Here is a 23,288-nt window from a genome sequence, read left to right as displayed (position 1 = left end):
TCACGCGGGATCGAAGCGGTACAGGTGGTCGGGGCTCGGGGCAAAGGGATACGAGGTTCGCCCGACGGGTCCTATGCTGGGGCGCGATGGGTAGCTTCGGTGTATATGTCGTCGCCCGATCGGCGTGGCCCCTGCTGGAATTGCCGGCCGTACAGCAGGCCGGAGGCGAACCACGTTGGTCGGCTCACGACGGCGACTGGCAGGTTCTGCTGCTTTCGTCGGGGCTGGATCCGGGTCCGTCGTTGATGGCGGACACGGACGCGCCGGTGTTGACCGCCGATGTGGTGTCCGGCCACTTCGCGATGATCGACGCGCAGAGCCCGCGCGGTGGCGAGGTCTGGCATTGCGCGCTGGCGCCGCGTGCGGCCAGATCGTACGCGCTCGACCCGGAACTCGGCCCGCCACCGGAACGGGTGGTCCCGCGTGCCGTCGCCTGGGCTCGCGAGGCGGGGCTCACACCGGACGAGGCCGCCCTGGACACCACGCTGCGTGCGGAGGGCACGCCGGACGAGCTGCTGCGGGCCTTCCTGGACGCGTTGGGTTTTCGCTTCGTCGTGGACGGAGCGTAGCCGGCCGGCCGGCCGGGTCGGGGCGGATCGGTGAGTCGGGTCGGGGCGCGCGCGTGGTGGCGGACCGGGCGGTTGGGATGCCTTGGGCCGAATGGCCGGGCGGCCCGGGGCTGGATGGTCGGGGCTGGATGGTCGGGGCTGCGATCCGGCGGATGTCGGAGCCGGCGTGTTGAATGGAGGGATGGCCATTCGACCCACCCGCACCGACATCGATCCCGTTTCGTCCGATCCGCCGATTCCCGACGAGGGGCTCGTGATCCGGAACGAGGACTGGTACGGGAGGTCGCTGACGGAGACCACGAAGTACACGCGCTACTCGTTCCTGGACACCGACTGGACCGAGGTGGTGGACGAGGGGGCGGTCTTCGACGAGTGCACCTTCGCCGGGGTCGCGTTCAACGCGTCGCGGCACGCCGGCGCGGCGTTCACGAACTGCACGTTCAAGCGCTGCACGTTCTTCGACACCCGGTTCACCGACTGCAAGCTGGTCGGCAGCCTGTTCCAACAGTGCACCTACACCCTGTTCGAGATCTCGGGCGGGGATTGGTCGTTTGTCGGGCTGCCCGGCGCCGACCTGCGCCAGGCCGGCTTCCATGGCGTCCGGATGCGCGAGGCGGATCTGACCGCCGCGCGTCTGGAGAAGGCGACGGTGACCGGTTGTGACCTGTCCGGCGCGATGTTGCACGGTTCCAAGCTGACCGGCGCCGACCTGCGCGGCAGTGATCTGTCCTCGCTCGACCCGCTGACGGTAGAACTCAAGGGCGCGACGATCAGCCTGGAGCAGGCCGCGACGCTCGCCACGACGATGGGGTGGAACGTCCGCTGACAACACGTTCGGGCTTGTGCACCATCCACGGCGGCCGCGCCTGTTCGTTGGCTCGACCCTGAACTCGACGTGGTCCGTGCGGTTCAGGACGCCTCACGCCATCACGGAGCCAGGTCGTCCGGAGTCTCGGGCGAGGCGAAATGGAAAGGTGCGCCGGACATTGCGGCGAGTGCCCGGCCGGTTCGGTCCGCCTCGACTGCCTCCGGCCAGGGCGGTAGGGCGCCGTTGAGGAGCCGAATGTCGCCACCGTGCGGGATCAGCGCCAGTTCCTGATCGGCGGGCGGATCGTCATGCACGGCGACCAGGCAGACGAACGGGCCGCTGGTGTCGCCGTCCCAGACCGCCTCGATCGCGGCGAGCCGACCCGAATGCGAACGCACCTCGGCGGCGAGGCCGACAACGTCGCGCGGCGGTTCCGGGCGCTGGACGACGCGGTCGGCGAGTATCCGAAATCGGCCGAGGACGGCGAGTTGGCAACCGTCCAGCGTGGGGTGCCGGCCCGGGAATTGCTCCGCCGGGATGCCGCGCGCGCGGTTGCCCACATGGTCGTGACGGCGGCGAATTGCTCGTCGTTCAGGACGCGTTCGTCCACGGTGTCGCGGACTCGCTCGGGCAGCAGGTCCCACAGGGAAGTGTCCACGGGCTGATTCAAGCGAGGGGAGCGGCGGGGGCGAACGGATACGGGGTGGTGGGCGCGCCGGGCGGTGGGAGGTCGGCAACGCGTGCCGGGTGCGGGGTGGCGGGGGTGGGTGTCAGGCGGTGCGCGCCGGGCGGTAGGTCGATCCGAGTCGGCAGCGAACGGACCTGTGTGGGCGGGGCGCCGACGGAGGATTTCGGCAGGTGCGGGGCTCGGACCGCTCGCGACGAGCTCGGCCCCCATGGTCGGTGACGCAGGCGGGCCGGTGCTGCCTTGGTCGCGGCGGAAATGGTGTCCAGGTCGGCGGCGAGCGGCCGCAGCGCATGGGTGCGAGCAACTCGGCGGTTCCCGGGGCAGGGTTCACCACGAAGTTCTCCTTCCCTGGTCCTGACGACCGGTCAAAACGGCGACATCCCGCAGTTCGTGGCCGTACTGGAAGCGGTGCGTGTGCCGCGCGTCGGCCGGGCCGCCCCCGCACCCGACCGGACAGCGTCAGCATGGACAAGGCCTGCAGCTCGCGGGAGAACCGTCCCCACCTGTGGCGACGCAAGTTCCGACACACGATTCCCGAGCCCGATGACCAGGTCGCAAACCGTCGTTGGTGAGATGCCACCGGAGGACGACCGGCCGGGTTCGACCCCGAGCGATACCCGAAACGCCACACCATCGAGCGGGCGTCCAGCCGACTCAAACAGTTCCGTGCCGTCGCAAAGCGTTACGACAATCGTGGCTACGTGTTCCACGGCATTGTCGTCTTTGCAGCTCTCATCGTCTGGCTCCGCACATGATCCGACGCGCTCCAGGCCCAAGCGCTTTACCGAACCGCAGGTCCATTTTGAGTGGTGCTACGTGAAAACCGAATGAAACGTACACCCTCGACTTTCCTGTTGCATTGTTCGGGTTGGCTAGTTGACGACTTGGAGCTCACCCACGCGAGCAGTAGTGCTGGTCTCACCCGCCATGTTCGGGAGAACGTGGATCACGCCATCAGCGCCTACGTAGCTGGCTTCCCAGTGGACCGTGGCTGTGACCGTAAAGCGATTCTTGGATTGACCCCCGGAAGTGCTTCTATATATGTAGCCGCAATCGGGGGACGAGGTGCGAGGAGAGGATGGGTCGTATTTAGTGCCGGGCTTATCGCAAGTTACAGTGGAGCCGTCTCCCATTGACCATGAGACATATGATGAGCGGGCGGTGGCCGTAACGGTTACACCTCGCTCGGTCACCGTTTTGGAGATCCCCTCCCGAGACCATCGATGTGGGTCGGTCGAATCAATCCACAGCCACACCGGTAGCCCGACGAGTCCGAGGTTCCCGGCTTCTGGGGTCATATGTACGATGGGCTTTCGAAGTTCGAGCTGAGCCATGGCTAGAGTCGCTACTTCAGCGTCGGTAGGGGTTTGCGGTTGCGGAGCATTGCCTCCGGTGCTGCCGGTGGAGGTCGTATCTCCTACGGCAGTGTGTTCCCCGTTGCCCTGAGTGAATCCTGGTTCGCCGCTGCCGCCCCCTCCGGTTGAACCGCCGCCGCCATTACTAGTACCACCCGCTCCTCCTCCGGTCGTTCCACCGGGCCCCGGCACTTCGATGCAAATGATGAGGTCGCCACAGTTCGTTACCCCTGCAGATGCCCTCGGGAGCAATAGCATGGCACTGGCGGCACCTACAGTGCAGGCCAAGGCGACGCTTCGTAGAACTTTCGATCTATTCATGAATCCTCCCTGACGAGCATCTTCGGGGTGCAGCAGATTATAAAAGAGTCAGGCCGGGGTGCCGTCGGTTGAAAGCGAACGAACGGAGTCGGCAACGATGTCAATCGGAGAATCCGATGTTGCCGGGACCTTGAAAACCGTCATGCCGACGTTGACTACATTCAGGGTCTTCCACTTGGTGGTTCTGCCGTTCAGATTTTGGAAACTTTGGCTATTCGTAACCGTGATTGGCGTAGATCCGGCCGTGAGGTTGGAAGAGGACCGTGTGGTGCACATGACCAATTTTCCTCCATCGGAAGTTTTCCATGCGGGCACTTTGTCGCCGTCTCGGATTTCGGTCTTGAAAGTGGCCGCCCCACCCTTCGCCAGTGCTTCTGTGTTGTGTTTGTTGGTGCGATCCTCCTGAATTACTGCCTTTGCCTTCGGTCCCCAGTTTGTTGTGGTTGAACCGCTGTCCAGGTAGTTTGCGAAATCTCGACAGATCTCTTCCCCGTAGTAGATGTCCGTTGGCGCTCCGGATCCTTTGCCTTCCGCCGTGGCGATCTGGGAGACGATGGGAAAATCCTTGCCGACATCTGTGAATGCGAGAAAAGACATCTTCCAGGGGCCGGTACCTTGCTCTTGGCGAAGAATTCCAAGGGAGCCTCGGGATTGCTTTCCAATCGTCTGACGGCCCACTGAAAGAAGCCACCTGTTGTCTCCGGGAGGCGCTCCTTGTGGTGCGGCTACATGGATGTTGCTGTTCGTGGCCAGGTCTTCGTCGTTGCCAATGTTGTCGCCGTATTTGAGAATTCGCTCCAGGCGGGCGGTGGATATCTCAAGCAATGAGCCAGTTTCGATTTCAGAAAGTGCACGGACATCGCGCGCCGATCGCGCCTTCTTGCTTGCTTCAAAGTAACTCTGCGAAGTGCTGGTGCCTTCGGCATCGCTGATCGGCGGTGCCGTGGCGATCGCGCTCTTGGAGGCCGACGGAGGCTGGAGTGGCGCAGCTGCCGTTTTTGGTGACGCTTGACTAATTTTTGGATCTTTGGGTTTTTTGTCGGCGGAGCAGGCTGTGGTGCCGGTCAGGAGGGTGGCGGCGGTTAGGGCTGCCAGGAGGGTTGCCGGGAGTTGGGTCTTGTTTGGTCCGGCCAAAACTGCCACCCCCGCAGTTGCGATCTTCGGAGTTCGGTGCTCAACGCGTGATCCGAAGCATCATTGCACTTGATCGGGTGAGTCGTAAGCGTCTTCGTAAGATCACTGCACGTAGGGGGATTGAGCCACTCGGCGGGGGCAAAGCGGTGGCTATTGCGTGATCGTGGGACGTGGTGGGTGGTGATGCAGGTCCGGGCCGGTGGGCGTGGGGTTGGGGGTCCGGGATGGGGTGGGGGTCAGTGGGTGGTGCCGACGAAAGTGGTCAGGCCGTGGCCCTGTTGCCATTGGTTCAGGCGTGGTTGGTCGAGTAGGACGATGCCGTGGTACTGGGCGAACTCGCGGGCCTCCGGGGTGAATCCGTGGAGGGTGATGAATACCGGGATGTCGGCCTGGTGGTCGTGGTGGGCCGTGCCGATGAAGTCGTGGAGGTCCAGGGGGTGGACCTTGTGGTCGGTGGGGCCGCTGCGGATGAGGACGAGGCTGCCATTGGGGAGGTAGGCCTTGATGTGGGCGTCCCGGGCGACTTGGACGGCGAGGAGGCCGTCGCGGCGGCAGAGATCGGCGATCTGCAGTTCGAAGTCGCGGTCGTCCGGGTGATCGGCGCGGTCGTCGAGGGTCGAGTTGGCGAGGTGTACGACTGCGCACAGGAGGGCCAGGGAGGCGGCGGTGGCCAGCCATGCGTCGATGCCGGTAATGCCGAGGAATTCGAACAGGTCGCGCAGTGCGACAGCGGGGACGACGACCAGCAGGACTATGGCCCGGCCGCGGAGTTTGGCGTGGACGGGGGTTCGGGGCATAGGGGATCCCTCCGGTGGCTACCTACGGCGGAGCGGGCGGCAGCTTAGGCGGAGGGGCGGTTGATCAACCACCCGACTGGATGGTCGAGAGGGTCGGTGGGCGTTTCGGATGGGCTCTGCCGGAGGGAGATCTCCCTGGTCCTTGGGGGTGTTGGTGTCCGGTGGTGTGGTTGTCGGGTGGTTGGTTGGCGCGGGGCCGTGTGGGTGATGGGGGGTGGGGTCGGGGGCGCCGTGGCCGAGCTGGATGCCGGCTGCGGTGTGTGGATGTGGATGTGTGGGTCTGGCTGTGGGCGTGGGCGTGGTGCGGCGCTTGGGGGCCTGGGGGCTTGGGGGCCCGGCGGTGTGGGTGGGTGTGCAGGGGGCGACAGGGCGGACCTGGCCCGGCCGATCCACGACGACGACCTTTGATCCATGGGCCGGGACCGGCGGCTTGGCGATCCGCGCGTTCTTCGGTCCGCGGAGCCGCAGGGCGGCGGACGGCGGCGGGGGAATGGTCGAGGCGTTGCTCGGGGCCGCGCTTCGGGAGTGGTGCGCGGCAGGTGGTGCGTGATCGCGAGTTGTTGTGCGGGTGGTACGGAGGTGGCGGCCGGCAGGTTTTGGGCGGTGGGCCGTGGAGGTCTCGGGTGGTTTGAGTTGCAGGTCGTCGGGCTGCTCCGATGGGACGCGCACCCGCCCTGCTCGGTTCGTGATCGCGAGCCGCTGTGCAGGTGGCAGGTGGCAGGTGGCAGGTGGCAGGTTTCGGGGGGCGGGACGCTGAGACCTCGGGCGGTGTGAGTCATGAGGCGGCCGCTCTGACCGGACACGCAGCCGCCCCGCTCGTGCGCGACGTGCCGCCGCGCGGCCCCGGATGCGTGAGCCGCGCGTCCCTCTCACCCGAGCCGTCGCAATCGCCGGCCAAGCGACCTTCGGGCGCGGGAGGCGTGTGGTGTCGCCGGGGGCCGGTGGAGGAACGGGCGGTAGCGCGACGGTGCGTATCGGGTGGCCGGGCGGGAGGTGGGTGTGGGGGCGGTGTGAACGGAGTGGACGACGGTGGCGGGGTGTTCTTTTCCCGCTCGGCGTCATTCGTTCGCGATGGTGGTTAGTGTGCCGGCGCCGGCTCCGCTATCTTCTGCCGAATGAGCAGGATCCGTAAGACAGCGATCATGGTTGTGGCATGTTTCGGTCTCGCGTTCGCGGGAGTGGCTTCCGCCTACGCGATTCCCGGTCAGCACCCACAGGTCCGCAAGGTCTGTCGGGTACTCGACCCGGAGGCCAAGCAGGCCAAGCGTGCCAACCATGACAGTCGTACCGCTGCACCGTCGGTGCGCCGCCAGCGGCACGAAGGCGTGATGGGGGAAGTGGCCGACCACTACTGCGTGCCGGGCGGCGGGAAGCACCGGGTCAACCCAAGTGCACGACCTGCAGCACGGTAACGGTCGTCGTCCCCTCGTTGAGTAGTACCACCACGATCAAGGGCCCCGCTGCTGCGGTGCGGACGATGCGGTCGTCCTCGCCGTAGCGGACGGTGGCCGTGTACGGGTCGCAGACCAGCTTGTACAGCAGCAGTCCCCAGTGGTTCAGCGTGGTCTCGGGGAAGCGGTCGATGACCTCTTGATGCTCGATGCCGATCCTCGGGCGCCACGTCACGCGGCACTGCTTTGCGCTCGGCCGCGTGCGATCCACTTGCGGACGATTTCCTCGTCCACCTCGTCGAGGTCCGGGTCCTTGCCGGTGGCCCGTACCTGTGTCGCGAGCGCGCGCGCGTGCGGCAACCCGGCGATCAGCTCTTCCGCGGCCTGCGTGTAGCGGGCCAGTAGACCGGGCAAATCGCCGATCGGCGTCAGGTGTACCAGTCGCAGGAATTCGTGGCGGGCTTCGGGGTGTGGGAGCGCATGCGCGATGCGATCCACGGTCCACGGGTCCGTGCTGTTCACGCCGGGCCTCTCTTCCCTCCGGACGAAATGATCCGGGATCAGATTAGGGGCCGGGCGCGCGATTGCGGCGTGATCGGTGGGTGACGATCGGTGTGATCCACGTGTGACAAACCGTCAACTTCAGGTTGATGGTGGGCATTTGCCCGTCCTGGTGGCCAGGCACTCGATTGTCCGGGAGTCCTGGGTCGGTACCTGCGGCGGATCGTGCGGCTCGGTCGCCATCGTCGGCTCCTCTTCGGGCAAGCCGGACGCGTCGGCGCGCGAATCGTCCTTCTCCTTCGTTGGCTGGGCCTCGGCGGAGGACGTCGCGGCGACGCTGGGCGCCACGGAATCCGGCGTCGGCCGGCCGGTCACCGCGGTCGTGGCCGGCGGGACGGGCGCCGCGGGGCCCACTCGCTCCGGATTCGATGGGGTCAGGAACAGGCCCGCGCCGGCGATCGCCAACACGGCCGCGCCGGTGCCCAGCGTCACCACGCGGCGGCGTCGACGCGCCCGGCGACCGCCCGCGACGGCCGCGTCCACCACGCTCGGCAAGTCGGGCTCGGGTTGATCCAGGATCAGCTGGAACATGTCGCGATCGTTCATGGCCGGCCTCACCGCTCGGACAGCTCCCACATGTGCTCGCCGACGAGTTCGCGCAGCCGGTTCAGGCCGCGCGCGCTCTGGCTCTTGACCGTTCCCGTGCTGATCCGCAGCGCCTCCGCCGTCTGTTCGACGCTCCAGTCCTCCCAGAATCGCAGGGCGAGCACGGCCCGGTAGCGCGGCGGCAACCGGAGCAGCGCGGCCCGCAGGGTCAGTCGCAGGTCCGGCGACGAGGACTCGCCGTTCGGCCGCTGCGGGAGTTCGTCGACCGGCTCCTCCCGCCAACGGCCCTTGCGCTGCTGGTCGATGTACGTGCGGGTCATCACCACTCGCGCGTATGCGTCCAGGTTGCCGTCCCGACGCAGCCGGCCCCAGGCCGTGTACATCTTCATCAGCGTGGTCTGGGTGAGGTCCTGCGCCTCGTGCCAGTCGCCGCACAGCAGATAGGCCGACCGGCGCAGTTGGGCCTGCCGGGCCTCGGCGTACTCGCGGAACTCCCGTTCACGGGCGGCGTCCCTCACGCGTTCGGCAGCGGGGTTGCCAGGGGGTGGTCGCGGGGGTCGCGCACCGTGATCTCCTCCTCACCGGACCCCGTGCCACGCACGCAGGGACGCACGGCCGGTGCCGGGCGCCTGTTTGCCTGTATTTCGAGGGACCTGTCACCGAGGAGATACGTGGTTCGGCGGCTTCGGGTTGCACCGAGCCTCGGAGATGTTTCGCACGTGTCCGAGGTGGGCGCAGGGTGCAACGCGGGTCGATGGGCGGCCGTGTGTCTCTTCAGTGAAGTCCGGGTCCGTTCGTGGCCCGACGGCGGCGAAAGCGAAGGAGTACATACGTGATGAACCGTCAGGACCGGGCGCCCGGCCGGACCATACGCCGGGCAGGGCCGGTCGGGGCTGTACTCGCGACCGTCGGCATCGCGCTGGGCGCCTGGGCGGGCGTCGCCCCCGCTTCGGATGCGGACGAACCGAAGCCGGCGCCCGCCTCGCTGACTTCGGTCGAACCCGGCGAACGCTCCGCTCCGATGCCGACCGCAATTTCGGACCGGCCGACCGTGGACGACCTCGAGCCGGTCGCGCCGCGCAAGGTCCGGGCGCCCGGGCCCGGCCGGGCCGGCGTGGTCACCCCGGGCAAGCCGTACGTGGACCGACCCAGAGCCGACGCCCTGAAAGAGCACGCACCGGTAAGCCGCTCGACGCGGTAGGCACCGGTCGACCCGGGAACCCGGCACGCCCTTCGCCAACTCCGACATCCGGAAGACACGTTTCCGGCCCCGGCCTACGCCCACCCCCCAGACCCGCCACACGCCCCCAAAACCCGATACTCCCGGCGCCAACCGACGCTGCGTCTTCGAAGGCGCGTCCAATACGCTCGGCACGCCGTGCAATCCCAAGGACCCAAGGAGTCGCCACGTGGTCCCGATCGCCCCGGGCGCAGTTCCGCTGCTCGGCCACACCCCGGCGCTGCTGCGCGGTCGCTGGGACTTCGTGTCGTCGCTGCGTGCCCACGGGCCGATCGTGCGGATCCGGGTCGGGCCGAAGGAGTTGTACGTCCTCAACGACCCCGCCCTCGTTCGGTGTGTCCTGGTCGAACACGCGGACACCATCGAGCGGGACGGGTTCTTCAAGCAGGCCAGGTTGCACATCGGGGACGGTCTCGCGGCATCCGACGGGCCCCTGCACCGAAGCCAACGGCGGACCCTGCAGCCCGCGTTCCAGCGGTCGCGGATCGGCGGATACGTTGAGCTGATCCGCCGCCAGGCCGAACAGGCGAGCGCGCAATGGCTGCCCGGGTCCACGCTCGCGCTCGATCGGGAGATGAGCGAACTCGGGCTCGGCACGCTCGGCCGGTTGATCTTCGGTGAGAACCCGGCGGCCGACGCGGCCGTGGCCGAGGTACGGCGGTCGCTGCCGGTGTTCATCCAGGAGGTGTTCACCCGCACCGTGTTGCCGGAGTGGGCTCGGCAGTTGCCCACACCCGGCAACCGGCGGTTCGCCGAGACGGGGCGCCGGTTGCGTGCGGCGATCGCCTCGGCCGTGGACGCCGGCGCGGGTACGGGTCTGCTCGGCGAGTTCGCGCGCATGGACATGTCGCCCGAACTGGTGCGCGACGAGGTGGTGTCGTTGCTGATCGCCGGCAACGACAACACGAATGCCACTCTTTCGTGGGTATTTTACGAGATCGGTCGGCACGAGCACGTGCGCAAACGCCTGCACGCCGAGCTGGACGAGGTGTTGGCAGGCGGACCGGTGACCGCCGAGAACATCGGGGCCCTCGGATATACAAGGTGTGTTGTCGACGAGACGCTTCGGTTGTACGCGCCCTGGCTGGTGGTTCGCCGGGCCAATCGCGACGTGGACGTGATGGGACATCACATCCCGAGTGGCAGCGACGTGTTGTACAGCCATCATGCGCTGCACCGGGATGCCGGGCTGTTTCCGGAGCCGGAGTGCTTCGACCCGGACCGATGGGCCGAGCCGGGCTATCGCGGGCATGTGCGCGGCGTGTACATGCCGTTCGGCGCGGGTGTGCACCGATGCATCGGCGAACACCTGTTCCTGGCCCAGATCGTGACCACCGTCGCGACCGTGTCGGCCGGGTGGCAGCTCCAACCCGCGCCCGGTAAGCCGTCCCGCCCGAGGACGAGCGCGCTGCCCCGCCCGGGGCACCTCCCGGTGACGGCCGTCCGCCGCAGGACCTGAGGTCGCCGACGGCGGGAGCGTACTCGTCGAGTCGGTCGGCGACGAGGCCGCCCTGGACGAGATCGTTTGAGACCCGGCCGCTCTCAGCAGCCGATATGCCCTCGACCCCCGAACTCCCCACCGCCACAGGCGCCTAAGCAATTTGACGATACTTCCACCCCTTCGCCGGATTCGCCGCCGAGGCCCCGCGCATGCCCACGCAGCGTGTCGAGTACGGTTCGCAGCGTCGGGTGGCAGTGTGTTATCACGTCCGGGCGATCACGGTGCGCGCAGAACTCGGCCGGCCAACAATTGCCCGAAAGTGCTTGCGGAGCGCCTCGTTTCGGGACCATCGTGGGGCCCGTTCGATGTCCGGAACGAGATGCTTGCCCGTGATCTTTGGTGGGGTCGGGTTCGTCATATGGCGTCCGCGATCGTGCTGGTTGACGTGGTGGGAAGTCGCTACGAAAAGCTTCGAATGATCAACTTCGGCGACTGTTTTCGGGCGGTTCACCATTCACCTGACAGTGTGTGTGGTGGAAGATACGAGCGGTAGCTCCGAAGTGGATCACGGTCCGCACGGAACCTGGGTGGACCCGGCAGAGCAAGGGGGCGGAGCCGGTGGTGAAGGCAGCGACGGAACGGCCATCGGGCAACGGCGTCGTGCCGCAGGGCGCGGCCGCCGGTGCGATGCCGGTCACGCCTACGCGCAGCCTCGGTGCCAGACGCCGGCGGCCGGCGCTCATCGCGCTCTCGGTCGCGCTGATCGCGGCCGGTGGACTCGGCTCGGCGGCGTTCTATCACATGGGCGACAAGCGCGTGCCCGTGCTCGCGGTCGCGCGCACGGTGCCCTACGGCCAGACGATCGCCGCCGACGACCTGCGGGTCGTGGAGATCAACGACGCCCCGGGCCTGCGCCCGATCGGATCCGGCTCCAAGGCCGTCATCGTGGGCAAACGCGCGGCCGTCGAGCTGCGCGCGGGCACCTTGTTGACGTCGGATCAGGTCACCGAGCGGATCGCGATCCAGCCGGGCGAGACGCTCGTCCCGATCGCCGTGGACGGGACCAAGATGCCGGTACAGCGGGTCACGCCCGGCACCCGGATCCTGGTCGTGACGGCGGTGCCCGTGGCCGGTGGCAACGCCAACGCCGCGCCCGCGCAGCCGATCACCACCGCGGCCACGGTGATCCGCTCCGGCACCGCGGACTCGAGTGCGAGTTCCGGCAAGTCCGTCCTGGACGTCGCGGTGCCCGCCAAGGACGGTCCGGTACTGGCGCTTCAGGTGGCCGAGGGCAGGTTCTCCATCGTCGTGCTCAACACGGGCAACGCGGACGCGGCACCAGCCAAGACCGGAGGGGCCCCATGACCGTCGTCGCGGTCACCGGTGGCACCGGCGCACCCGGCGTCACCTCGACCGCGCTGGCGCTCCTGCTCACGTGGCCGCTGCCGGCCGGCCGTCGGGTGATCCTGATCGAGGCCGACCCGGACGGGGGTTCGATCCTGGCCGGCGCGCTGCAGGGTCGGGTTTCGGCCGAGTACGGCCTGCACCAATTGGGTGTGGCGCACCGTCAGGGCAACCTGGTGGACGCGTTCTTCCGGCAACTGGTCGACCTGTCCGACGGCCGGCGCGAACGGCTGCTGCTGCCCGGCCTGGTGGACCCCACCCAGGCATCCGGACTGGCCTACACGTGGGATCCGATCTCGCAGCTGGCGGCCGGTCTGGGCAACCAGCAGATCCCGCACGACGTGATCATCGACCTCGGCCGGCGCGGCACCACGGGCGCATCGGCGATCGCCGCACGTCGGGCCGATCTGGTACTGCCGCTCGTGCGCGGGACGTTGCCCTCACTGGCCCAGGCGCAGCCCCGGCTGGCCTCGCTGCGCAACGACCTCGACACGCACGGGACGGGTTCGGACTCGATCGCGCTCGTGGTGATCGAGGAGGGTCGGTACGCGCGGCAGGAGATCGGCAAGCACCTGGAGGCGCCCGTGTTGGGCCTGCTGCCGTTCGATCCGGAACGCGCTCGGGTGTTGTCCCACGGCGAAGGGGACACCGGAAAACGGTTCCTGCGTTCGAAGTTCATGCGTGCCGCGCGGACCACCGCGGAGGCCGCGTTGGCCCTGGCCAACCAGCGCCGGATGCGGCTGGCGCCGCGCCCGGCACCCGGCGGCGAGTTGCCGTCCGGGCCCGACGCGCCCATGCCAGGCGACGGTTGGGCCCAGGCCGCCGCCTACATCCGCCGACCGTCGGAGTCCCGACCCGAGGTCGAACCGGCGCACCGGCCGGCCGGCGAGGAGGCGGGTCATGTTCGATAACGCGCGGCCCCTGCACCCGGATCCGCACAACAAACCGGAACCCGAACCACCCGCCGAGACCGACTACCGCCCGCACATGCACGTCGTGCCGGGCCTCCCGGAGGCGGAGGACGTGCTGTACGCGCCGCCGACGCCGTCGCTGCGCTCGTGGCCGGAGGGGTTTCAGCGAAGCGCCCCGGCCGGACCCGATGCGGCTCCCGGGCAGACCTGGTCGGCGGGCGCGGGCTCGCTCACCCCCGCCGTGGGGCACACGCCACCGCCGACGCCCGCCAACGGTATGCCGGTTTCGCCTGCGGCTACTGCGCATCCGAACGGGCTGCCGAACGGGGCGGGCGGGCACGCGGGCAGCCGGGACGGCATGTTCACCGTGCCGCCGACCGCGAGTGTGAGCGCGAACGGCGTCGGCACGGTCAGCCGTCGGCCTCCGCCGGCCGGACAGGCGCCCGTCACGACCACCACCAAGCCGCCCCGAAACCCCTCGGGCGAACCGGTCGTGGACCCGGCCGTGGTGCGGATACTGAAGGACCGCGCGGCCGAACAACTTCACGAATTCGACAAGATGTCGCCCGGTCTCACCCACGAGGACCGCGAGCAGCGCGGCCGGGCGATCGTCGCCCAGGTCGTCGCCGAATGGGCCGACATCACCGCGCGCGAGCGCGGCATCTCCACCACCCCCGCCGAGGACCGGGCGATGGCCCGGGCGGTGTGGGACTGGCTGTTCCGGGCGGGGCCGTTGGAGCCGTACCTGACCGACCCGTCCGTGGAGAACATTCTGGTCAACGGCTACGACACGGTCTGGGTCGACTACGCCGACCGGCCTCGCGTGCAAGTGCCGCCGCTGACCTCCTCCGACGAGGAACTACGCGAGTTGCTCCGCGATCTGGCCCGACGGCACGGCAGCGGCGAACGCACCCTGTCCACCGCGCAACCCACGCTGGCCCTGCGGTTGCCGGACGGCTCGCGACTCCAGGCGATCACCGAGGTCACCCCGCACACCTACGTGACGATCCGTCGGCACCGGGTGCGCGACGTGCGGCTCGCCGATCTGATCGGATTGGGCACGCTGGACCGGACCCTGGCCGCCTTCCTGGGTTCGCTGGTTCGGGCCAAGAAGAACCTGATCATCTGCGGCACCCAGGGCGTGGGCAAGACGTCGCTGCTACGCGCGCTGTCCCATGAGATCCCCCGGGACGAGCGGATCGGCACCTTCGAGACCGAACTCGAACTCTTCCTGCACGAGTTGGGACACCTGCGTCAGGTGGTCGCGATCGAGGCCCGCGAAGGCAACGGTGAGCGGGGCATCGACGGCAAGTCGGCGGGCGAGCTGACCATCGGCGAGTTGATCCCCTCCGCACTGCGGATGTCGCTGTCCCGGATGATCGTCGGCGAGGTGCGTTCCAGCGAGATCGTGCCGATGTTGCGGGTGATGACGAACGGCGAGGGCGGCTCGATGTGCACGCTGCACGTGCGCGAGCCGGACATGATCTTCGACCGGATCGCCGAACTCTGCCTGGAGTACGGCGCGCACATGAGTCCCGAACTGGCCTATCGGCTCGCCTCCAACGCGGTCGACTACGTGGTCTTCGTGCGGATGATCGACGAGACCGCGATCGGCGGGAAGCGGCATCGTTTCGTGTCGCACGTGCTGGAGGTGACCGGGATGGGCGAGCACCGCCGCCCGGCCGTGAACACGATTTTCGCGCCGACCGGTGACGATCCGCGAGGGATGGCCCGAATGTACCCCTCGGACATGCCGGACCTGATCCGGGCCGGCTTCAGTCCGCATCTGCTCGACGAGCCGCACGGCTGGCGGCCGTTGCAGCTGAAACTGCATCAGGCCGGGTGACGGACATGGGTGACGCGCTGTTGGTCGCGGTGTGCGGGTGCCTGCTGGTGGGCGGCCTGATCGGCTTGGTCGTCGGACTCGTCGGCACATACGACGATCCCACGCCAAAGCCGCCCGGACGGCTGGAGTTGGCCGTGCGGCGGATGCGATCGGGTCCGGTGAGTGCCCGGCAACGCGCCGCCCGGCGGGTGCGACTGGGCATCGGGCTCGTGGTGGCCGCCCTGGTCTGGTTGTTCACCGGCTTTCTGATGGCCGGTCTCCTGGTGATCGTCGCCTTCACCGGACTGCCCTGGTTGCTCGCGCCGACCAAGAGCGACCGCACCATCATCAACCGGCTGGACGCGCTCGCCGAGTGGACCCGGCGGATCGCCGACCTGATCGAGCTGGGTGCCGGTCTGGAGAACGCGATCCTCACCTCACGCGCGACCTGCCCGGAGCCGATCGTCGAGGAAGTCGGCGACCTGGTCAGCCGGCTGCAGTCGCGATGGCGTCCGGACGAGGCGCTGCGGGCGTTCGCCGCCGACCTGGGCGACGCCACGGCGGACAAGATCGCGGCGGCGCTCATCCTGCGCTCGGCGGACCGCGGACCCGGGCTGGCGATGGCGCTCAAGGACCTGGCCGGCACGGTGCGCGAAGAGGTGCGCCAGCGCCGTGCGATCGAGGCGGACCGGGCCGGCGCCCGGATCGCCGTGCGCTGGATCACCTACATCACACTCGGTGTGACCGCGCTGGTCGTGGTGATCAACCGCACCTACGCGCAGCCGTACGGGACCGTGGCGGGGCAACTGGTACTGCTGCTCCTGGCGATGGCCTATGTCGGCACGCTGATGTGGATGCGGTCGCTGGCCACGGATCGCGTCAAGCCGCGGTTCTTGGTCGCCGATCCGCGCAGCGTCGTCAAGGCGGCGAAAGCGGTGGACGCACAACAGGCGGAAGGCGTGCACAGCGCACCCGTGTTGCGGGGTGGGTGGTCGTGATCCCACCCGAGATGATCGTCAGCGGCTGTGTCCTGGGCACCGGCGTCGCGCTGCTGGTGCGCGAGCTGTGGCCGGCGCCGCCGGATCTGGGCAACGCGCTACACCGGCTCTCCGGCACGCCCAAGCGGCGCACCGAGCAGACCGGCAGCAAGTACGACGACCAACTCGTCACGCTGGCCCGGCGCATCCCGGGCTTTCGGGTGCCGCACCGCGAACTCGACCTGGTCGGCGAGACCATCGCGCAATTCGTGCGCACCAAGGCGCTGTTGGCCTTGCTCGGTCTGCTGCTGCCGGCGATGCTCTCCGCGGTCCTGGTGGCCACCGGCATCGGAGTCGCCTTCTACGTACCGCTGTTCCTGTCCCTGGCGGTGGCTGCCGGGATGTGGCTCATCCCTGACCTCGCGCTGCGCGACCAGGCCAAGGCCGCCCGCACCGAGTTCCAGCACGCGGCGGCGGCCTATCTGGACTTGGTCGCGCTCGGCCGCGCCGGCGACGCGGGCCCGGCGGAGGCACTGGAGCGGGCTGCGGCGGTGGGGGACGGATGGGCGTTCGTGCGGATCCAGGACGCGTTGGCGCGCGCCCGAGTGAGCGGCGCGGACCCCTGGGACGGCCTGCGGGACTTGGCCAAGGACCTCGATCTTCCGGAACTCGCCGACGTGGCGGACATCATCGAGATGGCGGGCACCGAAGGCGCCGCGGTGTACGGCACGTTGCGGGCCCGATCACAGTCCCTACGTATCGAACTGCTCGCAAACGAACACGAACAGGCGAACGCGGACTCGGAACGGCTCACCGTTCCGGGGACGATGCTCGTGGTGATCATGGGAATCCTGCTCGGATTCCCGGCAATATCCCGGATTTTCTCGGTATGAACGACCTTCGGACCCCGAGCCGTTCTCCGGAAGGAGTACAGGCAATGCAAACCGGTTCCTCGTCCCCCGCGGTGCTCGATCGCGTGGAAACCGCCGTACACAGACTGGCCCCGACCCCGATCGCCTTCGTCTTGATCGTCACGGGCGGTGTGGTGGATCGCTACCGGCGGTTGCGCAAGGAGCGCGACCACGGCGCGGTCAGCATCGAGACGGCGATCATCGTCGCGGTTCTCATCGTCGCCGCGGTCAGCATCGCGGCGGTCATCTACGCCATGTACAAGAAGTACCAAAAGGATCTGGACGAATCCGACACGAAGTACGAGAAGCCAGTGCCCAACTCCTGAAGATTCAAGGTTTGAGGATCCGGACCCGTCCCGTGAACAAGGTGCCGTGCGGCTTTCCTGCCGACGCGATCCGGCGCCGCCTGCGCAAGGCAGGCGGCCCGGATCGCGGTGGCATGTCCATCACCATGGCGATCATCTTCCCGGTGTTCATCCTCGTCCTACTCACGGTGATCCAGGGCTGCTTGTGGTGGTATGCGCGCGAAGTCGCGATGCAGGCGGCCAAGGAGGGCGTCGAGGAGGGGCGGCGGAAGGACGGTGACATCCGGGCCGCGGAACAGCGCAGCCGGGATGTGGCGAAGGACCTCGGCGGGGGAATGCTCAAAGACCTGAGAGTGATTCCGGAGCGAACCGACGACGTGCGGCTCAAGGACGTGCGGCTCAAGGTGACCGTCCAGGGCACGTCGTTGTCGATCGTGCCCGGCATCGGGAGTCTGACCATCACGCAACACGCGGACGGCGTCGTCGAGCGGTGGACGACAGCCGGCCGATGAGGACCTGGGGGGCGAGGGTGTACAGGGGGAGGCTTCAGGCGGACGAGGGGTCGTTCGCGCTGGAGGCAGCGGTACTCGCGCCCGTGTTGATCGCTTTCCTGTGTCTGATCATCGCGTTCGGGCGAACCACACTGGCCGGCAACGGGGTCGATGCGGCGGCGAAGGCGGGGGCACGGGAGGCATCGATCGCGCGTGACGCGACAAACGCCAAGACCTTGGCGGAGGAGGCAGTGCGGAGGTCCCTGGACCAGGACGGGATCGGTTGCGAACCCAGGACCACTGTCGATACCGCCGGCTTCGGCAACGCCGTCGGCACGGCGGCGACCGTCACCGTCTCGGTCACGTGCAAGGTGTCGCTCTCCGATGTCGCCTTCCCGGGTATTCCCGGCTCGAAGACGATGAAGGGGACCTTCACCTCCGTGATCGACACCTACCGGGAGAGGTCGAAGTGACGGCCGTGTGGCGAACGCGTCCGCGCGACGGAGGCGTTACTCCCGAGCCCGGCGACCGGGGATCGCTCGCGATCATGCTCGCGATCATGATGGCGGTGATCATTCTGCTCGTCGGGCTGGTGATCGACGGCGGCGGGAAATTGCGTACGGACTCCAAGGCCGACGCCTTCGCACAGGAGGCCGCCCGCGCCGCCGGGCAGGCGATCGACCCCACCAAAGCCATTCCGGGGACGGCGATCGTGGTGCCCGAGGAACTTGCCAAGAAGGCGGCGCTCGACTACCTCGCCAAAACGGCGGTGGAACCCGAACCCGAAGTCAGCGTTGCTCTCGACGGCCGCAGCATCGAAGTCTTTGTGACCCTCAAATACAACACCAAGGTGGCCGCCTTCTTCGGCGTCTCCACCGTCACCGTCAAAGGCCATGCCCGTGCCGGGCTCGTCCATGGGATCCAAGCCCCGGAGGACGCACCGTGACCGTTACCCAAGGCCCTCGTCCCGGCGCCGGTTCCGGTCCCGGGGCGCACGCTCGCAGCCGTGACGACCACGGCAGGCGCCGTGGATTCGGCCGCTTCCTCTTCGACCTCGTGCGCGGCCTGGTCAGCCTCGCCGTGCTGCTCGCCCTGCTGATCGGCCTGCCGGCGCTGCTCGTCGTGGCAACCACGACACTGCTGCCGCAGCGACTACCCGCACTGGACGAGGTCACCAAGATCCTCACCGCACCAGACGACGGGAGCGGCTTCATCGCGGCGCTCGCGATCATCGCGTGGATCGCGTGGTTGTGCTTCGCGATCTCCGTCGTGGTGGAAATTCCGGCCCAGGTACGGGGGTTGTCCGCGCCGCGGATTCGCGGCCTGGGCTGGAGCCAGAAGGCGGCCGGTGCGTTGATCGGCGGCATCATGCTGCTGTTGCCCACCGGTACCGCGCTGGCGGCGGGACAGGCGCAGGCCGCGCCGCAGCTACCGGAGAGTACCGCGAGTGCGCCCAGCCGGGTCGTGGAGCAGGAAATCCCGGTCCGGGTACAGGATCCCGGGCCGAGCGCCGGGCCCACACATACCGTGCAACGCGGTGATTCGTTGTGGACGATCGCCGAGGAGCGCCTGGGCGACGGCAAACGGTGGACGGAGATCGCCAAGCTCAACGAGGGCAAGAGGATGGCGAACGGTCAGCTCTTCGATTCGGCGGACTACGTCGAGGTGGGCTGGGTGCTCGCGCTGCCGGCGAATGCGGCGCCGCCCGCCGAGGTCAAGGCGGCACACGCTCCCGAGACCGGGCCCGGAGCCCAGCGCGACGACAAGAAGGCGTTGCCGCAGACGGTCACGGTCAAGCCCGGCGACACCCTTTCGGACATCGCCGAGGAACTGCTCGGCGACGGCGACCGCTACCCGGAGATCTTCGCCGCCAACAAGGACCAGCCGCAGTCGAGCGGCTCGGCCCTTACCGACCCGAATGCGATCGAACCCGGCTGGACGTTGTCCATCCCGGGCGCCGGCGGCACCGAGGCCCAACAGCCGCCGCAACAGCAACAAGGCCCACAGCCGCCGGAACAACAGCAGGCTCCCCAGCAACAGGATCCTGGGCAACAGGCGCCGCACCAGCAACAACCACCCGCCCAGCAACAGAAGCCGTTCGTCGAGACCCCACCGCAGATCGCCAAGCAGGACCCGATCACCACGCCGAGCGCCCCCGCCAAGTCGAACGAGGCGCCGAAGCAGAAGACCGAGAACACCAATCCCACCGGCAGCCGGGCCGAGGCGCCGAGCACGAGCGGCGACGAGCGTTCGGTGCCGATCGGTGCCATTGCGCTGGGAGCGGTGGGCGCCGCGGCGGTGCTGGGCGCACTGCTGGTGCGCCGACGGCTCCAGCAGTCGGTACGCCGGGACGGCCGCCGCATCGCGATGCCCGCGCCGGAGGCCGCCGACCTCGAACAACAACTGCGCGCGACCGAAACCCCGGATGCGCTGGACCTGTTCGACCGCACACTCCGGACGCTGTGCGCCCGGATGTCGGACACCGGGCGCACCCTGCCGCTGATCGACTCGGTGCAGCTGACCGACCGTCGACTCGAACTGCATCTGGCCGCGCCGTCCCCGCCGCTGTACCCCTTCGAGGCGGTGCACGGCGACCACATGCACTGGACCTGCCCGGCGGACGCCGAGTTGCTGCACACCAGCGCGGCGGCCAACGTGCCTGCGCCCTATCCCGCGCTTGCGGTACTGGGTGAAACCGACGACGGCCGGCAGCTGTTGATCGATCTCGAATCACTCGGCGTGGTCGGACTCACCGATGGCTCCGGCGAGGACAATCTCGCAGTGCTGCGCGCGCTGGCGGTCGAGCTGCTGTCCAACGTGTGGAGCGACGACCTGTGCGTGACGGTGGTCGGCTTCGGCCGCGAACTGCGCGACGTCGAACGCGAGGGCCGACAACAACTGCGGTACGCCTACTCGCTGGACGAGGCCCTGGGCCGATTGGCGACCTGGTCCGACGAGGTGGTCGGGCTGCTCGACGACGCCAAGCTGACCTCGCCGCGCCAGGCTCGCACCAAGGGCATCCTGCCGGACACCTGGCCTCCGGAGATCGTGCTGTCCCTGGAGCCGCTGACCGAGGCGCACGTGCCGCACATCCAGCGGTTGACCAACACCTACCCGCGGGCAGCCGCCGCGATCATCGCGCCGATCCACTCCGAGCCCTGGCTCAGCGGGCTCGGCGTGACCCGACTGCCCACGGTGCCGGGGGTGGTGACGCCCAGTCGGATCAACACCGACGTACACGTGCAGCGCCTCGAAGACCCCCAGTACCAGGCGCTGGTGAGCATGTTCACCATCTCCAAGGATCTGGACGGCGTGCCCGCCGACGAGGTGCTGATCCCGGGGCAGCGAGCCGACCACGAACCGGAACCCGTGCAAGTGGGTGCCGGAGCGGCCGGCGGCAGCATCTCCTCGGCCGCATGGTCCGCGGTCGGCGGGATGGAGCGACCCGCCAGGATGGGCGGCGGCACCGCGACCGACGTGGACGCCGGCGCCGGGGCGCCCCCCGGCTACTACCAGCCTGATCCCACCGATCCCGAGCCGGACGAACGGGCCTTCACGGCGCCGGTGTCGAATGCGGACGGCCGGGGCGGCTCGGGCGCCTGGGGCGCCGCGGTCTATCCGGTAACCGGACGGCCGTTGGCGCCGCCGGAGCGGATCGAGCGGCGCGTGGGATCACCGGAGGACACCGGCTCGCTGCCGCTGCCCTGGTTGCCCGACGACCCGCACGAGTACGACCAGGAGCAGGCCGCGCCGGCCGAACGTGTCGACGAGCCGCGGCTGTTCCAGACCTCGACGGTGGTCCCGGACGAAACGGACCTCGCAGGGCCGCAGACGTATGCCGAGCCGGGCGGAGCCGGGGGGCCGGAGGCCGATGCGCGACCCGCTGCCGAGGCCGGTGCGGAGCCCGCGTACCCGGGGCAGTCATATGCCGAACCGCCGTATGCGGAACCGCCGTACCCGCATCCGCCATATGGCGGTGAAGCGCCGGTGCCGCCATCCTTCGAGGAGCCGACCGCCGACGGGTCGGTCCGTGCCGGTTCGGTGTACGCCGAGCCGGACGTCCGGGAAGCCGTCGTAGTCGCATCGAATCACGGGGAACCGGCGTCGGAGGACGCGGTGTTCGGGGCAGCGGTGTCCGACGCGGCGGACCCGGCGGATACGACCCTCGGCGAACCGGTGTTCGGAGCGCCCGTCGATCCCGACCAGGCGGCCGTGCGCGACCCGTTGGTCGACGAACGGTCGATGTCGGACGACGGGCACGACGAAACAGGACTCGAAGGGGTGGACGATCCCGAGGACCACCCCTACGCATCCGCCGAGGAAGCCGGACGCCCGGCGGATCCGGCGGCGGCCGCAGAGGCCCCGGACGAGGGAACAGCAGTGCCGATCGACGCCCGGACCAACATCGCAGAACAAGCCCCGCCGTGGGATGCCGAGGACGCCCCGGAGGGCGGCTACGCGGCCTACCCGGCACACGCCGCCAACGGACACGGGGGTGTCCGCGCCGACGTGCTCACCGGCCCGGGGGTCCAGGTCTTGGGTCCGGACGACGAAGTCGACCTGATGCAGGGCCGGGAGCGCGAGCGCACCGCACCGGCGTCGACCGACCCGGAGCCTGCGCCGCCGAAGCCGGCCCAGGGCGCCGCGGGCGGCGTCGAGATGCCGTCCGCCGAGTACTGGGGTGCGCCGGGGCAGGTGCAGGAGGGCCTCACCACCGAGGACTCCGGGATGTTCCTGGTGGTCGCGCCGGACACCGACTCGGCCGCGTCGGAAGCCCCGGAGGTGGGTTCGACCTGGGACGTCGCGCCGCCGGTCGCCGCGCTGCCCGCCGAGGCCCCGGCCGCGCCCGGGCAACTCTCGGAAGGCTTCGCGCCGACCTACCCGGAGATTCGGATACTGGGTCAGGTCGACCTGATCGGCGTCGGCGAGGAGGTCGAGCACGGCCGCCGCGCCCGGCTGACCGAACTCGCCGCGTGGATCGCGCTGCACCCCGGTCGCCCGCCGGCCGAACTCGACGCCGCCGTCTGGCCACTGGGCGTCACCGCCACCGCGCGCAACTCGGCGATCAGTCAACTGCGCCGCTGGGTGGGCACCGGCCAGGACGGTACGAGCCACCTGCCGGCCGCGGTCGGCGGCGGGGGCTACGCGTTCGGGCCGGGCTTCGCATGCGACTGGTTCCGCTTCCGCCAACTGGCGGCGCCCGGCCTGTACGGGAGTCACGAGGTGGCGATGGACTATGCGAGGGCGTTGGACATAGTGCGCGACGCGCCGTTCGACGGGGTGGGTCCGCGCCGCTATGTCTGGGCCGAGCCGTTCCGGCAGCAGATGATTGCCGAAATCGTCGACGTCGCCGCCCGCCTGGCCGAATATCACTTGGACAATCAGGACCCGCAGTCCGCCAAGCGTGCCTGCTCGGTCGGTCTGGTCGTGTGCCCCGAGTCGCAGATGCTCTATCGCACGATGTTCCGGGCCACCCACATAACGGGCGATCGCGCGGAGTTGGACTACTACGTGGACCGGCTGGACGGCTTGCTCGCCGGCCTCGGCGCGGAACCCGAGCCGCTCACCGTCGAGTTGTTGCGCGACCTGCTGGACGACTGATCGGCCGGTGGG

At 68.8% G+C, this 23,288-nt stretch carries 21 protein-coding genes and 1 pseudogene; 15 read left to right on the top strand and 7 right to left on the bottom strand.

Features of this window, described 5'->3' with window-relative positions:
* Positions 1-86 precede the first annotated feature (86 nt).
* Positions 87-569, top strand: coding sequence for a hypothetical protein (locus tag ABZS54_RS01105; RefSeq protein ID WP_355529238.1), 483 nt, complete (start codon positions 87-89; stop codon positions 567-569).
* Positions 570-750: 181 nt separating this feature from the next.
* Entirely contained in the window at positions 751-1,395 is a 645-nt protein-coding gene (locus tag ABZS54_RS01100) for a pentapeptide repeat-containing protein (RefSeq protein ID WP_355529235.1), read from the top strand.
* 101 nt (positions 1,396-1,496) lie between these two features.
* On the opposite strand, the gene ABZS54_RS01095 is transcribed toward ABZS54_RS01100, so the two are convergent.
* The gene (locus ABZS54_RS01095; RefSeq protein WP_355529233.1) at positions 1,497-1,937 is read right to left on the bottom strand and encodes a hypothetical protein; all 441 of its coding nucleotides are present in this window, start codon (positions 1,935-1,937) and stop codon (positions 1,497-1,499) included.
* A gap of 473 nt (positions 1,938-2,410) precedes the next feature.
* Here ABZS54_RS01095 and ABZS54_RS01090 point away from each other — a divergent pair.
* Positions 2,411-2,820: pseudogene (locus ABZS54_RS01090) on the top strand (transposase); the annotation flags it as partial.
* 969 nt (positions 2,821-3,789) lie between these two features.
* On the opposite strand, the gene ABZS54_RS01085 reads toward ABZS54_RS01090, so the two are convergent.
* From ABZS54_RS01085 to ABZS54_RS01060, 6 genes are all read right to left on the bottom strand, one after another.
* On the bottom strand, positions 3,790-4,884 hold the full coding sequence (locus ABZS54_RS01085; RefSeq protein WP_355529230.1) for a hypothetical protein: 1,095 nt from the start codon (positions 4,882-4,884) through the stop codon (positions 3,790-3,792).
* Between the two features lie 227 nt (positions 4,885-5,111).
* Positions 5,112-5,672, bottom strand: a complete 561-nt coding sequence (locus ABZS54_RS01080) for a restriction endonuclease (protein WP_355529227.1) — start codon at positions 5,670-5,672, stop codon at positions 5,112-5,114.
* Positions 5,673-7,052: 1,380 nt separating this feature from the next.
* Positions 7,053-7,298, bottom strand: a complete 246-nt coding sequence (locus tag ABZS54_RS01075) for a hypothetical protein (RefSeq protein WP_020555267.1) — start codon at positions 7,296-7,298, stop codon at positions 7,053-7,055.
* Positions 7,295-7,585 carry a hypothetical protein gene (locus ABZS54_RS01070; RefSeq protein WP_355529223.1) on the bottom strand — a complete coding sequence of 97 codons (291 nt, stop codon included), beginning with the start codon at positions 7,583-7,585 and terminating at the stop codon, positions 7,295-7,297. Before ABZS54_RS01070 ends, ABZS54_RS01075 begins: the two co-directional genes overlap by 4 nt.
* Before the next feature lie 120 nt (positions 7,586-7,705).
* Complete coding sequence (locus ABZS54_RS01065) at positions 7,706-8,170, bottom strand: hypothetical protein (protein ID WP_355529220.1); 465 nt, start codon at positions 8,168-8,170, stop codon at positions 7,706-7,708.
* Positions 8,171-8,178: 8 nt separating this feature from the next.
* Positions 8,179-8,688 (bottom strand): SigE family RNA polymerase sigma factor, encoded by a 510-nt coding sequence (locus tag ABZS54_RS01060; protein ID WP_355529217.1) that lies wholly within the window; start codon positions 8,686-8,688, stop codon positions 8,179-8,181.
* Positions 8,689-9,002: 314 nt separating this feature from the next.
* Between ABZS54_RS01060 and ABZS54_RS01055 the strand changes: the two genes are divergently transcribed.
* The 12 genes from ABZS54_RS01055 to ABZS54_RS01000 all read left to right on the top strand — a co-directional run bounded on the left by ABZS54_RS01055 (position 9,003) and on the right by ABZS54_RS01000 (position 23,276).
* Positions 9,003-9,371, top strand: coding sequence for a hypothetical protein (locus ABZS54_RS01055; RefSeq protein ID WP_355529214.1), 369 nt, complete (start codon positions 9,003-9,005; stop codon positions 9,369-9,371).
* Positions 9,372-9,579: 208 nt separating this feature from the next.
* On the top strand, positions 9,580-10,869 hold the full coding sequence (locus tag ABZS54_RS01050; RefSeq protein WP_355529211.1) for a cytochrome P450: 1,290 nt from the start codon (positions 9,580-9,582) through the stop codon (positions 10,867-10,869).
* Between the two features lie 603 nt (positions 10,870-11,472).
* Complete coding sequence (locus ABZS54_RS01045) at positions 11,473-12,216, top strand: SAF domain-containing protein (protein WP_355529208.1); 744 nt, start codon at positions 11,473-11,475, stop codon at positions 12,214-12,216.
* Positions 12,213-13,166 (top strand): hypothetical protein, encoded by a 954-nt coding sequence (locus tag ABZS54_RS01040; protein ID WP_355529205.1) that lies wholly within the window; start codon positions 12,213-12,215, stop codon positions 13,164-13,166. Before ABZS54_RS01045 ends, ABZS54_RS01040 begins: the two co-directional genes overlap by 4 nt.
* A complete protein-coding gene (locus tag ABZS54_RS01035; RefSeq protein ID WP_355529202.1) occupies positions 13,156-15,012 on the top strand; it encodes an ATPase, T2SS/T4P/T4SS family in 1,857 nt (618 codons plus the stop codon). Before ABZS54_RS01040 ends, ABZS54_RS01035 begins: the two co-directional genes overlap by 11 nt.
* A 5-nt stretch (positions 15,013-15,017) precedes the next feature.
* A complete protein-coding gene (locus ABZS54_RS01030) occupies positions 15,018-15,989 on the top strand; it encodes a type II secretion system F family protein (RefSeq protein WP_355529199.1) in 972 nt (323 codons plus the stop codon).
* The gene (locus ABZS54_RS01025; protein WP_355529196.1) at positions 15,986-16,861 is read left to right on the top strand and encodes a hypothetical protein; all 876 of its coding nucleotides are present in this window, start codon (positions 15,986-15,988) and stop codon (positions 16,859-16,861) included. The genes ABZS54_RS01030 and ABZS54_RS01025 overlap by 4 nt, the downstream gene beginning before the upstream one ends.
* A 44-nt stretch (positions 16,862-16,905) precedes the next feature.
* Positions 16,906-17,205 (top strand): FeoB-associated Cys-rich membrane protein, encoded by a 300-nt coding sequence (locus ABZS54_RS01020; RefSeq protein WP_355529193.1) that lies wholly within the window; start codon positions 16,906-16,908, stop codon positions 17,203-17,205.
* 32 nt (positions 17,206-17,237) lie between these two features.
* Complete coding sequence (locus ABZS54_RS01015; RefSeq protein WP_355529190.1) at positions 17,238-17,696, top strand: TadE family protein; 459 nt, start codon at positions 17,238-17,240, stop codon at positions 17,694-17,696.
* Positions 17,675-18,148 (top strand): TadE family protein, encoded by a 474-nt coding sequence (locus tag ABZS54_RS01010; RefSeq protein ID WP_355529187.1) that lies wholly within the window; start codon positions 17,675-17,677, stop codon positions 18,146-18,148. The genes ABZS54_RS01015 and ABZS54_RS01010 overlap by 22 nt, the downstream gene beginning before the upstream one ends.
* On the top strand, positions 18,040-18,621 hold the full coding sequence (locus ABZS54_RS01005) for a pilus assembly protein TadG-related protein (RefSeq protein WP_355529184.1): 582 nt from the start codon (positions 18,040-18,042) through the stop codon (positions 18,619-18,621). The genes ABZS54_RS01010 and ABZS54_RS01005 overlap by 109 nt, the downstream gene beginning before the upstream one ends.
* Complete coding sequence (locus ABZS54_RS01000) at positions 18,618-23,276, top strand: LysM peptidoglycan-binding domain-containing protein (protein WP_355529181.1); 4,659 nt, start codon at positions 18,618-18,620, stop codon at positions 23,274-23,276. The genes ABZS54_RS01005 and ABZS54_RS01000 overlap by 4 nt, the downstream gene beginning before the upstream one ends.
* Positions 23,277-23,288 lie beyond the last annotated feature (12 nt).

Source organism: Embleya sp. NPDC005575 (genome assembly GCF_040605455.1).
Lineage (GTDB): Bacteria > Actinomycetota > Actinomycetes > Streptomycetales > Streptomycetaceae > Embleya.
The sequence above is the reverse complement of the archived record's forward strand: the minus strand, read 5'-3'. Positions and strand labels throughout refer to the sequence as shown.

Excerpts from the sequence above, each read along its gene's own strand:
- ABZS54_RS01100 (WP_355529235.1), top strand. The coding sequence starts at position 751 with ATGGCCATTCGACCCACCCGCACCGACATCGATCCCGTTTCGTCCGAT.
- ABZS54_RS01105 (WP_355529238.1), top strand. The coding sequence starts at position 87 with ATGGGTAGCTTCGGTGTATATGTCGTCGCCCGATCGGCGTGGCCCCTG.
- ABZS54_RS01040 (WP_355529205.1), top strand. The coding sequence starts at position 12,213 with ATGACCGTCGTCGCGGTCACCGGTGGCACCGGCGCACCCGGCGTCACC.
- ABZS54_RS01065 (WP_355529220.1), bottom strand. The coding sequence starts at position 8,170 with ATGAACGATCGCGACATGTTCCAGCTGATCCTGGATCAACCCGAGCCC.
- ABZS54_RS01020 (WP_355529193.1), top strand. The coding sequence starts at position 16,906 with ATGCAAACCGGTTCCTCGTCCCCCGCGGTGCTCGATCGCGTGGAAACC.
- ABZS54_RS01030 (WP_355529199.1), top strand. The coding sequence starts at position 15,018 with ATGGGTGACGCGCTGTTGGTCGCGGTGTGCGGGTGCCTGCTGGTGGGC.
- ABZS54_RS01035 (WP_355529202.1), top strand. The coding sequence starts at position 13,156 with ATGTTCGATAACGCGCGGCCCCTGCACCCGGATCCGCACAACAAACCG.
- ABZS54_RS01080 (WP_355529227.1), bottom strand. The coding sequence starts at position 5,672 with ATGCCCCGAACCCCCGTCCACGCCAAACTCCGCGGCCGGGCCATAGTC.